The sequence below is a fragment of the Paenibacillus tarimensis genome (genome assembly GCF_021532315.1).
Taxonomy (GTDB): Bacteria; Bacillota; Bacilli; order Paenibacillales; family Paenibacillaceae; genus Paenibacillus_I; species Paenibacillus_I tarimensis.
Genome location: NZ_JAKGAO010000007.1, coordinates 49,123 through 61,994, shown reverse-complemented (window position 1 = coordinate 61,994; position 12,872 = coordinate 49,123). Strand labels below are relative to the sequence as shown.

At 54.4% G+C, this 12,872-nt stretch carries 12 protein-coding genes; 3 read left to right on the top strand and 9 right to left on the bottom strand.

Translation table 11 applies throughout. The features are described 5' to 3' along the window. Positions 1-93: 93 nt before the first annotated feature. The gene (locus tag L1N82_RS06945; RefSeq protein WP_235286661.1) at positions 94-1,389 is read right to left on the bottom strand and encodes a Gfo/Idh/MocA family protein; all 1,296 of its coding nucleotides are present in this window, start codon (positions 1,387-1,389) and stop codon (positions 94-96) included. 141 nt (positions 1,390-1,530) lie between these two features. Here L1N82_RS06945 and L1N82_RS06940 point away from each other — a divergent pair, with 141 nt between their 5' ends. Continuing rightward, entirely contained in the window at positions 1,531-2,376 is an 846-nt protein-coding gene (locus tag L1N82_RS06940) for a helix-turn-helix transcriptional regulator (RefSeq protein WP_235286660.1), read from the top strand. A 16-nt stretch (positions 2,377-2,392) separates the two neighbouring features. Here the strand turns inward: L1N82_RS06940 and L1N82_RS06935 are convergent, their stop codons facing one another. Beyond that, positions 2,393-3,685 carry an ABC transporter substrate-binding protein gene (locus L1N82_RS06935; RefSeq protein WP_235286659.1) on the bottom strand — a complete coding sequence of 431 codons (1,293 nt, stop codon included), beginning with the start codon at positions 3,683-3,685 and terminating at the stop codon, positions 2,393-2,395. Between the two features lie 163 nt (positions 3,686-3,848). Further along, complete coding sequence (locus L1N82_RS06930; RefSeq protein WP_235286658.1) at positions 3,849-5,045, bottom strand: ABC transporter substrate-binding protein; 1,197 nt, start codon at positions 5,043-5,045, stop codon at positions 3,849-3,851. A gap of 250 nt (positions 5,046-5,295) precedes the next feature. Between L1N82_RS06930 and L1N82_RS06925 the strand changes: the two genes are divergently transcribed. Both L1N82_RS06925 and L1N82_RS06920 read left to right on the top strand, forming a co-directional pair. Beyond that, positions 5,296-5,457: a hypothetical protein gene (locus L1N82_RS06925; RefSeq protein ID WP_235286657.1), complete on the top strand. Its 162-nt coding sequence runs from the start codon at positions 5,296-5,298 to the stop codon at positions 5,455-5,457. Positions 5,458-5,757: 300 nt separating this feature from the next. Then, complete coding sequence (locus L1N82_RS06920) at positions 5,758-6,039, top strand: hypothetical protein (RefSeq protein ID WP_235286656.1); 282 nt, start codon at positions 5,758-5,760, stop codon at positions 6,037-6,039. 104 nt (positions 6,040-6,143) lie between these two features. On the opposite strand, the gene pdxR is transcribed toward L1N82_RS06920, so the two are convergent. From pdxR to L1N82_RS06890, 6 genes are all read right to left on the bottom strand, one after another. After that, entirely contained in the window at positions 6,144-7,661 is a 1,518-nt protein-coding gene (gene pdxR, locus L1N82_RS06915; RefSeq protein WP_235286655.1) for a MocR-like pyridoxine biosynthesis transcription factor PdxR, read from the bottom strand. Positions 7,662-7,811: 150 nt separating this feature from the next. Next, positions 7,812-9,026, bottom strand: coding sequence for a tryptophan synthase subunit beta (gene trpB / locus L1N82_RS06910; RefSeq protein WP_235286654.1), 1,215 nt, complete (start codon positions 9,024-9,026; stop codon positions 7,812-7,814). Between the two features lie 20 nt (positions 9,027-9,046). After that, entirely contained in the window at positions 9,047-10,486 is a 1,440-nt protein-coding gene (locus L1N82_RS06905) for a UbiD family decarboxylase (protein ID WP_235286653.1), read from the bottom strand. 8 nt (positions 10,487-10,494) lie between these two features. Continuing rightward, positions 10,495-10,794: a chorismate mutase gene (locus L1N82_RS06900; protein ID WP_235286652.1), complete on the bottom strand. Its 300-nt coding sequence runs from the start codon at positions 10,792-10,794 to the stop codon at positions 10,495-10,497. Beyond that, entirely contained in the window at positions 10,791-11,387 is a 597-nt protein-coding gene (locus L1N82_RS06895; RefSeq protein WP_235286651.1) for an anthranilate synthase component II, read from the bottom strand. Before L1N82_RS06895 ends, L1N82_RS06900 begins: the two co-directional genes overlap by 4 nt. Continuing rightward, positions 11,368-12,867 (bottom strand): anthranilate synthase component I family protein, encoded by a 1,500-nt coding sequence (locus tag L1N82_RS06890; protein WP_235286650.1) that lies wholly within the window; start codon positions 12,865-12,867, stop codon positions 11,368-11,370. Before L1N82_RS06890 ends, L1N82_RS06895 begins: the two co-directional genes overlap by 20 nt. Positions 12,868-12,872: the final 5 nt, after the last annotated feature.

Here is a 12,872-nt window from a genome sequence, read left to right as displayed (position 1 = left end):
CTTAAAAAACAAGGCTGTTCCAAGCGCCATCAACGATGGCGCGGAACAGCCTCATCATTTTAAATAATGTTTCAGCAGTCAGCCTTGCTTGCCTTACCCGTGGAACTTCACCAAATCTGCCACCTGTACTGGCTGGCCTGTGCGGATGGCCTTGTTCGCCGCAATGCCTGTCAGGATCGAGCGTGCTCCGTCCGTGTGGTCGGCCGCGCGGTTGAATTTGTCCTCCACCGGAACGCCGAAAATATCGTTCAGCAGCACCGGGTCGCCGCCGCCGTGACCGCCGATGCCCTCCTCCACTTCAACCTCATAGGGAGCGCCGAACATCGGGAACACATGGATCGACTTGTTCTGCAATGCGCCTTCCAGCGCCTTGTCACCGCCCGAATTAACATAGGACTTCTCCACAATCTTCATCTCAATGCGGCCCTTCGTGCCGTTAAATGCAATCTGATAACCCTCCCAAGGCATATACGCATTCAGGGAATAGGTCAGAATCGCGTTGTTCTTGTAACGCACTATAACGCCCATCGTATCCTCAATATTGATGCCGTCGCCGAACACGCTCTGATCGCGGCGGTAGCCGTCCTCATGCTCGGCATCGAGGTACATCGCCTTCAGATGCTCGTTCTCATCCAGATGCAGCGCGAACGGGTCCCCCTTCGCATTCGGATGCCATGTCGCCCGGTCGTAAAACTCCGTCACGCCGCGCTGCTCAGCATTTTCCCGTCCGTAAAACAGCAGGTCTCCGAACGCAAAGACCGTCTCCGGCTGCGATCCAATCCAGAAATTCACCAGGTCAAAATGATGCGTCGACTTATGCACCAGCAGTCCGCCGCTGTTGCGCTTGTCGCGGTGCCATCTGCGGAAGTAGTCCGCGCCGTGCTGGGTGTTGAGCAGCCACTCGAAGTGAACCGAAGTCACCTGCCCGATGACGCCATCCATGATCAGCTCTCTCGCTTTGGTGTGATGCGGCGCATACCGGTAGTTGAACGTAACCCGGACATTCCGCCCCGTGCGTTCCACGGCATCCAGTATTTCCTGGCACTTCTTCTCGTCGACCGTCATTGGCTTCTCAGTGATCACATCGCAGCCCAGCTCCATCGCGCGGATAATATACGTATGATGCGTACGGTCCACGCTGGTCACGATCACCGCGTCCGGCTTCTCCTTCTCAATCATCTCATCGAACTGGTGCGGCTTATAGGTGTTGACCGCATGGTAGCCATGCTGCTCGGCAAGCCGTTTATTCGCGTAGTCCATCCGCGTCTTGTTAATATCGCAAAATGCCGTCAGCTCGGATGTCTCGTTATAATCCTTGGCAATCGCCGCATAGAAGAATTCCGCCCGTCCGCCGGAGCCGACCAGTACATACCGTTTTTTCCTGCTCATTGTCGTTGTCCCCCTCCAAGTCTTGTGAACCATGTACCCTCAGATTACCGCAAAAATGGAGCCATTACGCCGCAATAATTGACTTCTTACACCAAACCCCGCATAATTTGCGATAAAGATGGGCATAAGGAGGCCGCTCCCATGGGTGAACGGAATGAATGGCTGCAGTTTGATCCGCCGGGATCATTATTCTCGCTGGAGTATATTGAACGAACCGGACCTTTCCGGATGGCGACCGATCATTATCATAATTTCTACGAGATGTATGTACTGCTGTCGGGAGAGCGGCGGTATTTCATCCGAGACCGGTCCTACCACATTCAGCCGGGGGATATCGTGCTCGTGGACAAGCAAGCGGTCCATCAGACCTCGGACGCCGGGCCGCCGTCACATCAGCGGATCGTCATCTACTTCTATGAAGCGTTCCTGCGCCAGCATTATAAGAATGAGGCAGATTACCTGCTCGGCGTCTTCAAGCGGGAAAATCCGGTCTGCCGCCTGCCCGCCAAGGCCCGGCTGCAGCTGGATGCCGTGAACGAGCGGATCATGCAGGAGCTGCGGACCCGCGCCCCAGGCCAGGAAACCGCAATCCGGCATGCGGTCGTCGATCTGCTGCTGCTTGCCGCGCGGCATGACGAGCAGGAGGAGGCGGCACCGCCGCTTGATACGCCACTGTACCGTAAGATGACGGAGATCGCCCAGTTCATCAACAGCCATTATACGGAACCGCTGACGCTAACGGAGCTTGCCGGCCATTTTCACATCAGCCCCTATTATCTGAGCCGAATGTTCAAGCAGGCGATCGGCCTGACGCTGAACGAGTATCTGAATATAACGCGCATCAAAGAAGCCGAGCAGCTGCTGAAGGACACGGACATGAGCATCCTCGACGTATCGGCAGCCGTCGGCTATAATAACTTTTCCCACTTTGGCAAAATGTTCAAGAAGCTCACCAAGGTTTCGCCTCGCACGTATAGGCGGGGTTAGTGCGGCGTCCCGGGCCTTATAACCCTAATCCCAGCTTCAGCCTAGCTTCATCTACCGCTGCCTGCCCGGACCGTTCCGCTTCAGCCACTGCTTCCTCAATCGTTAATTCTCCTGCTATTGCCTTGTCCAGCACGGCTTGGGCGGCTGTCTTGAAGGCATCCAGGATTTCCGGTTCAATGACCAGATAAGGGTCAACATGATGGGGAGCGGGCTTCAAGGCGTAGAGCGGTGACAAGTCATGTTCTCCTACCGGGATGATATAATCTGTGATGGCCGGGAGTCCGTAGTTTGGCTGATTCCGGGCCACCAGGCGGCTGTTCACCGGATCGCTTACGATAAATTTTAACAACTCAGCCGCTTCCTCTGGATGCTCCGACGCCGCGGATACACCGAATATATCGTAGACGGCGTAAGACGTTGAGTATACCGGGTCGGCAGGATCAACAGGCACAGTCACCATACCCCAGTCCATCACCGGCTCCCCATTCTGCCTCGAGAACGGCTCCATGCTGTAAGCCACATTGTGGGAACCGACCGTCATTGCCGCATCCTGTGTAAAAAAAGCCGGGGCCCGCATCGAGTCCATGTCTTCTCCTTTATCATAAACAGCGCCTGTCCGGAAGGCTCCAACTGCGTAAGACCATATCTTCCTCCAGCTGTCCGTATTCATGGTTACCTTGTATGTCTTCGGATCGATATAGGACAGCTGCTGTGCTTCTCCAGCCTGGATAATGAAATTCAGCGTTACATCCCGGTAATAGTTCATCTGCAGTCCATACAGTCGCTCCCCTTCGTTCGTCTCGGCAGGAAACTGTGAAGCCAGCGTGAAGACATCCTGCCAGCTCATCCCGTTAACCGGATGCGGCACCCTGTACTTGTCAAACAGCGTCTTATTGAAGTACAACGCTGCGCTGTGAAATGTGGGGGCCAACCCATACAGCTGACCATCCGGTACGGCCGCTCCCAGTAGAGCTGTGACGACCGGAGACAAGCCATCGGCAAGCTGACTTCCATTGTCCAGATAGGAGATTGCCCGCAGCTTTCCATCCTGGGCAGCTTTCTTGTAAGCTTCGATCCCGTTCATGTATACGAGGTCTGTAGTACCCGCCTTAGCGGCATCCAGCTCCAGGTCCTGAACAACCTTCACCTGTATATGGGGAAATTTCGTTTCAAATGCATAACCGTACATCTTGTTAAACTGCTGTATAGACGGGTAGTTCACCGTGATGGTTACCGGCTCTTCCGGCTCAGGGCTCTGGCAGCCTGCCACAGCCAGCATAAAGACAATCATGATTAGTGCGGTTCGCATGTGCAGCCTCCATTATAAAAAGGGTGGGATAACCCACCCTCCGCTTATTACCAAGACGTTGAAGCGTAGTCCTGGTCGTAGGAACCCCCGCTGTAATAGAGTAAACGGAGCACCTTAAGCTTCCGTATACATCGGGAGAGTGAACGATAATTGGATGGCTAGCCTACTTAGGCCTACTGCTGCCAGCCAGGTCTTGCCCGGCTTCTGCCAAGATGACCTCAGTTGCGGTATCTTCCTTAATCAGCCGTGTAACAACTTCCTCTACTAGCGAATAAGCTTTGGCGGATTCTTCCGCGGCTGGAGTACTTAGAAGCTTGTAGAAAGCCTCCGTATAAGCATCTTCAGCTTCGCTCATCGAGATCATCGATGTCAGGGTGGAAAATCCATAGGAAGACCGGTATTCCAGCTCCGCCACCCTGTCCGACATAAAGTACTGCAGCAGCTCCCATGCCGCGTCGGCATGGACTGATGCTGCGGGGATCGCGAAGAAACCACCCGCCGTCATAGAGCTTCCATTATCAGGATCTGCGGGATTTACAGGCATAGTCACCATTCCCCATTCCATGCCCGTCTGCTGCTCCAGCATTCGGAACTCTTCGTAAGATACGGCTTGCATGGCGTACTCCCCTGACGTGAAGGGATTACTGCCACTGCTGTTTATCGTATGGACCGCAATTCTGCCATCCTTCAACGGCTCACGTATTAAATTAAATACTGCTTCCCACTCCGGGCTGTGGAGAGTTGAACTATCGACCGTTTCATCCCAGACCTGAAGATTCTGCAGCCGTCCCATATCCATCACCCAATCCGCTGCAGAAGGATAGGCAAGTGACAGGCCCCGGTCAAACCGGCTGGCGAGCGCTATTAACTCATCCCAGGTCATCTGATCGGAAGGATAGTCAATCCCCTTGGCATCAAACAGCTGTTTATTGTAAGCAATTGCCCTGGAATAGAAATTGGGCGGGAGTCCATACAGCTTGCCCTTGCCATACTGCTTCGTCAGGTCAACCACACTGGCCGCTAATGTCTCGAGCGGATAAGAATCACGCTGAATATATGTGTCGAGTTCCAGCAGGAGGCTGCTGTCGATGAATTCCTGATAATCGCCGGCAGGTATGTACAGAAGGTCTGCCGAAATCTCCTTGGACCACTGTTCCGCTGAGATCTGCTTCTTCGTCATCTCATTCATCGGAACAACAGTATACTTGAGCCTCGGGTACTCAATAGACAACAGGGATGCATACCGCTGTTCGAAGAGCTCTTCAGACGTATAGCCTATAGTTAGACTAATCTCTTCCTCCCTAAGATCAGGGCTCTCTGCAGCACAGCCGGTCAGGGCGAGTAAACATATAGCAAACATAATAAGCGAGGTCCGAATCAGGGAGCACACCTCTTTCATAAAAAGGAATAATAAGGTAATTGATATTAATAAGTTATAATATTTGGAAATTTTCGTATATAGTCCTTAATACCTATATTTCATGTCGGAAGTCTATTTTTGTTCACCATTAAGCCAATAGTATCCAAAACTCCATGACAGCCCATTTGTTCCAGTGTTCCAGATTTTATATAAAGCTTACGGGGGGTGGAAATAATTCATTGATCTGATCGTGTTTATAATCGCGCTTGCCGCGATCTTCGTGGTCTACTATCGGAACCAAAATAAGGACAAGCTGTACCAGAGCCTCAGTCTCTTCGCTGTCCTGAATATTCTCTATGTCCTGATGCTCATGACCATGCCCGAAGTCAGCGTAACCTATATGCTGTTCTAGAGCATTGGCAGCGGCGGTCTTATCAAACTCTTCATCCTCTATAAGCTGGTGCAAGAAACTACACCCTTAACCACGCAGCGAAAAAGCCTTGATGAAGTTTCAACTCCCTCACCAAGGCATTCATGTGGGTTTGTTCAGAAAGGTACGCCTGCGAGTTCCTGTAACAAAAGAACAGCAGCTGCTCCCCCCTTACAAAACCAACCGGTACGCGAACCGCTGGTTATAGTTATGATAAGCCATGCAGCTATAAGGTTAATGCAATTATGTCAGGATCTATGAAAATGAGAGGAGCGTTATCACATGAATAGCAGATACCGGATTCAAGCCTTCTTCACCCTGCTGGCTGTCCTGTTTGCTCTTCTGAACACCTATCTTCTATTCGCGCCGGTGGGGCTGTACAGCTCCGAATGGTTGCCCGGCTTCCTGGCCAGCTTGGGTGGTTCAATCGCAAGCTATGCCGGACCATTTCAGTTGAGGAAGGATTCGCCTTGGCACCTGATTATCGCCTGGATCAACTTCCTGTTCCTGATCTGGTACCTCATACTGCTGACACCGCTCGCTGTCCTGCTGTTTGGCCCGTGAATAAAAGAACGGCAGCTGCAGCAGTACAACAAGACTGGATTCCCCCGCCCCATCCATCTGACAAGCCAGGCTCGCCCACTCCATCCATCTGACAAGTCCGCCCCCTATCCATCCCGCTGGCAGCCCGGCCGGCAGTCACGCTCGGCGCGCGCGAACTGCTTCATCCCCTGCTTGATCTGCGACTCGGACAGATTCGCATAGCCCAGCAGGAAGGTAGGCTTGTCCGGCCTGAAGCTTGAGTAATAGTCGCTCGCCGGGTACACCTTCGCCCCGTACTGGAGGCTCTTCTCCGCTATCGCGTTCTCATCCGCAGACGAATCCAGCTCGATCAGGAGATGCAGACCGGCCTCATCGCCAAAGTACCGCACCCGGTCCCCAAACTCCTCCACCAGACAAGCGACCAGGCAGGACCGCCGCCCCGCATACAGCTTGCCCATCTGGTGGACATGCTTCGCGTACTGGCCCGATTGGATGAAGTCTGCCAGTGCTTCCTGCTCCAGGGTGGGGGACATCCGGTCCGTAATCCATTTGACCGCCAGGAACGGCTCGATCAAGGCCGGCGGCAGAATCGCATAACCGATGCGCAGGGACGGGAACAGAATTTTGCTGAAGCTTCCGACATAGACGACCTTGCCGCTGGAATCCAGACCCGCCAGCGCGGACACCTTCTTGCCCACGAACCGGTACTCGCTGTCATAGTCATCCTCAATAATAACCGTCCCTGTATTTCTCACCCAGTTCAGCAGCTCAATCCGCCGGTGCAGCGACATCGTAACCCCCATCGGGAACTGATGCGAAGGCGTGATATAGAGAAGCTTCGTCTTATCCGGTGAGCCCTTATGGCGGGTAATGCTCTCTGTGATCTTGTCCGTACACAGACCCTGCTCATCGACAGGAACCGGGATCACCTTGCCGCCTGAGAAGCTGAAGATCTCCCGCAGCACAGGATGCGTGGGAGCTTCAACCAGCACCTGCTCGCCATCACGCAGACACAGCCTTGCCAATATATCTAGCGCCTGGGTTGCACCTGATGTAATAACAATCTGCTCCGGCACGGCGGGGATCGAGCGTGTGGAACGGACCAGCCTCGCAATCTCCTCCCGCAGCGCCAATAAGCCCTCCGCCGGTCCGTAGGTCAGGGTATCTGGAGTCGCCCGGCGGCACGCCCTCAATAGTGATTTTTGCCAGCGGTCCATTGGGAAAGCATCCCATGCAGGCACGCCGTGCCGAAAATCACATGCCACTGTATCGGTCACATCAACCAGCCCAGACATCGGTGAATGGACAAAGGACAGGAAATCCGGCACATTTACCACCATCTCGGCGTCCAGCTCATCATCCAGCTCAAGCGGGTTATCCTGTCCTACGGCCGCATTATCGGCAATAAAGGTGCCCGCACCCTTGCGCATCTCCAAGTACCCCTCAGCCTGCAGCTGCTCATAAGCGCCGAGCACAACCGTGCGGGATACCTGCAGCCGCTCCGCCAGAAGCCTGGAGGCCGGCACAGAATCACCCTTGCGCAGGGTTCCATTCTGAATCGCATTTTGGATTTGTTCGTATATTTGCCGGTTGAGCGGCATTTTACTGGTTTTATCAATCCCAAGCCACTGATGCTGAACCAATAAGATAAGCCTCCCGTAACTCATTTTTCCATTTACTAATAATTAAAATAGCATAAGCCCCCAGCACCTGAAACCCTACTGGAGGCTTACTTTATCAACTTGCTTGACTATTTCCGGATGGTTTATGCGTTCTGAAGCTTTCCGGATGGCTTATGCGTTCTGCAGCTCACCTTCACGGGCTTTCAGCATGTCGAACACCTGGGCAACATCCTTATCACCGCGGCCGGACAGGCTGACAATGATAATCTGGTCCTTGTCCATCTTCGGCGCAGTCTCCATCGCGTAAGCGATGGCATGGGAGCTCTCCAAAGCCGGGATAATGCCTTCTGTCTTCGACAGGGTCAGGAAGGCGTTAAGTGCTTGTTCATCGTCGATAGACGTATACTCAGCTCTTCCGATTGCCTTATAATAACTGTGCTCCGGCCCTACTCCCGGATAATCCAGCCCTGCGGCGATGGAGTGGCAATTCTCGGCATCTTCCATGACATAGCACTTGAAGCCGTGGATTACATCCGGCTTGCCTGTACAGAGCGGGGCGGCATGAACGCCGGAGTCCAGGCCCTTACCGGCAGGCTCAACCCCGACAATATTTACAGCCGGATCGTCCACAAATGGATAAAAGAGTCCGATGGCATTGGAGCCGCCGCCTACGCAGGCAGTAATGAGATCCGGCAGGCGTCCTTCCTTCTCCAGACACTGCCGCTTCGCTTCACGCCCGATAACCGACTGAAAATGGCGTACCATCAGCGGGAACGGATGCGGTCCCACGGCGGAGCCAAGCAGGTAGAAGGTGTCCTCATAGTTCTCGGCATAATCCATAAGCGCTTCATCTACCGCTTCCTTCAGGGTGCGGTTGCCCGACTTGGCCGCAATAACTTCCGCACCGAGCATCTGCATCCGGAATACGTTAAGCGCCTGCCGCTGCGTATCCACCTCGCCCATATAGATTGTGCACGGGATATCGAACAGGGCGCACACCGTGGCGGTCGCCACGCCATGCTGGCCCGCGCCTGTCTCGGCAATGACCCGCCCCGCGTTCATACGCTTGGCGAGCAGGACTTGTCCGACCGTATTATTGATCTTGTGCGCACCAGTATGGTTTAAATCCTCGCGCTTCAGATAAATCTTGGCTCCGCCAAGCTCCCGGGTCAGACGCTCCGCGTAATACAGCGGGTTCGGCCTTCCGATATACTCGCGCAGATAATAGTCGAATTCCCGCTCAAACTGTTCATCATTCTTATAATATTGAAAAGCGGCATCCAGCTTGTCCAGCGCCTTCCGCAGCCCCTCCGGTACATAACTCCCGCCAAAATCGTGCTCACCCGGACCAAAAACCCCATCCTTCGTTACGTTAACCACGCTCATTCCGTTAGCCTCCCTGTCCATTATAGGTGCTGAAAAGACGTTCTCTTAAACGACTCCCGGTAGCGGTAGGGAACCGTGCAGTCAAAGATCACCTTGGATGTAATACCAGGCGCTGATATGCGGGGTGATAAGCCTGGATGCTGTGAAGGATCAAGCGGGAAGCCCTGCAGCTTCGGAATCACAATAATATCTTCATCCGCCTGGAAGCGGGTGGCCATCGCCCACCACACCTCTTCTTCGCTGAAGACATTGACGTCATCATCAACCAGAACCACCTGCTTGATCATCCGGAAGGCGCCAAGGATGGCTACTCCGGCTTGCCGGACCAGCGCATCATCCTGGTCGCCGGCTTTATGGAACTGCATGAACAGCAGCAGCTGCCCGCCGCCCGCCGAGCTGCAGTAAGCATTCTGAATTCTGGGTGTCACATGCTTGCGGACATAACTTAAGACTGCAGCCTCCATTCCAAAGGCAAGCAGGTTCGACTGCTCGCAGCCGGGTCCAATCACCGTCTGGAAGATTGCATTCCGCTTCCGGGTTATGCCAGTCACCCGGATGACGGGAAGACCTGGATGCGCCTTCCCGTCATATCCCAGAAATTCAGGCAGTGAATAACCGCCCGCTTCCCCTTCCGGGGAATATTCATGGGTAATGATCCCCTCCAGCACATATTCCGCTTCCGCGATACAGTCGGCATCCACGGTCATACAGGTACTGACCGGGACAGGACGCTTGCGCAGCCCTCCCGCAATGGCAAGCTCATTGAAGCCCTTCGGCGCGAGTGCCCCTGTACAGCAGGAAGCAATATAGACAGCCGGGTCCAGACCAATGTTGATGGATACGGGAAGCGGCTCCCCGAGCTCTCTGGCTGCCAGGTACAACTGCTCCAAATCACGACCGGGCACCATCCAGATGGTCAGCTCATTGCCGCTCTTGACCCATAACCGGTGAATGGAGATGTTGCTCTCGCCAGTCACCGGATGCTTGGCCATTACTAGACCCAGCGTAATATAGGCGCCTGCGTCGGCAGGCGTCATCGTAGGAATTGGCAGCTCGTGCAGGCTGACCTGCTGATGAATGATCTGCTGGCATGGCGGGTCGCTAACATGCTGCGGCGCTATGGGGCTGCCGACTGCTTCCAGCAGCGCCGCCGCTATATGCTCCTCATCTGTCCCAAGCAGCCAGGCGCAGTGGCGCCGGCTCCCGAACAAGCCAGCAAGAACCGGCTGGCCTGCCGGCATGACCTGCTCGAACAGAATGGGGGCCCCTGGCCGGGGAGAAGATGCCACAGGCACCCCTGCCCCCTCGGCTGCATAGATGGCCGCGAGCTCACACCATGCCTGAACCGGATCACTGACCCGCCGGAGCCTCTCCCCGCTGTGCTCCAGCAGCCGCAGCGCCGAATGCAGATCATATACGTCAGTAACGGCTATTTCTGCTGCACCGGAAGACTTGGACATCAGGCCGCTCAGACCTTGGATTCAAGATTCCGGTTATGTAAATACTCCAGCTGCATATCCGTCAGAACCTTGATCAGCGTCTCATAGACGGGTACGGCAATCGCCGGCTCCAGACCATTTTCCTCCGCCATCCTGCTTACCTTATCCAGAACCTGCTGGACACGGTCACAGGAGCGTACAGACTCCTCATCCGTCTTCAGCACCATGATTTTCTTCACAACCTGTGTGCGCTGTGCGATTAACGCAACGATCTGGCGGTCGAGACTATCGATTTCGGCGCGGTGTCCCGCTAGCATCTCCTGATTCATATACTAACCTCCTTAAGATTAAGAGCGTACGTATTCATAAAGTTTCGGAACAGCTGCAATCCCGAATCGGTGCAGATGCTCTCCGGGTGAAACTGAATGGATTCTATCGGGTATTCCTTGTGGCGCAAGCCCATAATGTAGCCGTCATCCATCGATTCAGCCGTCACTTCCAGGCAGTCAGGAAGCTCTTCCTTGCTTACAATTAAGGAATGATAGCGAGTCGCGCGGAACGGGCTCGGGACATCGGTGAAGCAGCCTTTTCCGTCATGAATAATCTGGCTGGTCTTGCCATGCATCAGATGATCCGCGCACAGTACCTTGGCACCGAAGGACAAGCCGATGGCCTGATGGCCCAGACAAACCCCAAGTATCGGGATCTGCTTGCCAAACTGCTGAATCAGCTGTTCATAGCGGGCTTCTGACGGATGGCCGGGACCTGGACCGAGTACGATAAAATCCGGTGACATTCTCGTCACATCCTCTTCGTCCAGCAGGTCATTGCGTATGACATCCGCGTCAACCTCCAGCTTCAGCAGATATTGATAGATAATGTAGACAAAGCTGTCATAGGCATCAACGACTAATGCTTTCATGGAGCACCTCCTTCCCTGTAATCGCCCAATAGAGGGCACCCATCTTGTGAAACGTTTCCTTCCATTCGTTCTCCGGCTTGGAGTCTGCCACCACGCCCGCCGAAGCCCGGATGGAATACCGGCCCGGCGCATGGTGAACCGCGGTGCGAATGCACAATGCCATATTGACGTAGCCGTTAAAATCAATAAACCCCAGGGCTCCGGCATACGGCCCCCGGCGGGTTGTTTCGAGCTCTTCAATAATTTCCATGGCCCGTACTTTGGGAGCCCCTGTCATGGTTCCGGCTGGAAACGTGGCTGCGATAATCTCATACATGTCCTTCTGAGGATTTTGCCTGCCGATTACACTGGAGACGAGATGGTTGACGTGTGAATATTTTTCAATGACGAGCAGCTCGTTAACCTCCAAGGTACCCTGGCTGCAGACCCGGCCGATATCGTTGCGGCATAAGTCCACCAGCATGATATGCTCAGCCAGCTCCTTCTCATCCGACAGCAGAGCTTCCACCAAATCCTCGTCCTCCTGCTGATTCGCACCCCGCTTGCAGGTTCCCGCAATCGGCCGCATCGAGATTTCCCCGCCCTCGAGTCTCAAGAACAACTCCGGACTCGCGCCTACGAGTGTCATGCCGCCGAAGGTTGCCAGATACATATAAGGGGAAGGGTTGCGCTCCCGGAGCCGCTGATATACAGCAAGCGGCGTCACATCACTGTGAATATGAATCTGATTGCCAAGCTGAACCTGGTAGATATCGCCTATCGAAATATACGCCAGTGCCTTGCGGACATGATCTTCATAGGAGAACCGGTCAATCGTGTAGTCAATGGAGTCCGGGGCAGGCATCGTCTCCAGTGCTGCCGGCTGCTCGTCAGGCTCTCCGCCGAGTGCCGCCTTAATATCCTCCATAGCCAGATAAGGCCAGGCTTCCGGCGCCTGATTCACGATCAATCGGGCTGTCCGGCCCGCAATGTTATATTCCAGCAGGCCCTGGTAAATCGACAGCACGATATCCGGCGTCGTCTCATCGGAGGGGATGCGAAGCGGAAGGTCCTCAACCGACCACGCGGTATCATAGCCCATGTAACCGAAGAAGCCGAAGTAGAAAGCATTGCCCGGGTCAGGCACGGTGTTGGAGAAGAGCGCCTGCGTCTGGCGCAGCAGATCCCACAGGTCCTTCCGGCTCTCCAGGCAGAGGCCTTCGCTCCGCTGCGAAAGCAGACCCGATTCCATCCCGCGCTGCTCCAGCAGCTCCACAATATGCGGTGCTCCCTTGAGCATAATTCTTGTCCCGCAAACAGAGATAGAGAACACTGGATTAAATCCGATAAAGGTGCTCTGTGCATCCTTGGCCGGTCCCGATAAGGATTCCAGGATATACACATCCTCCGAATTGAAATGCCTCTTCAGCGATAGGTAAGCTTGGAACGGGTCGTTACAAGCCACCTCGGTATACTCGGTCGTAACAGTAATCGTATTCAAGGGTT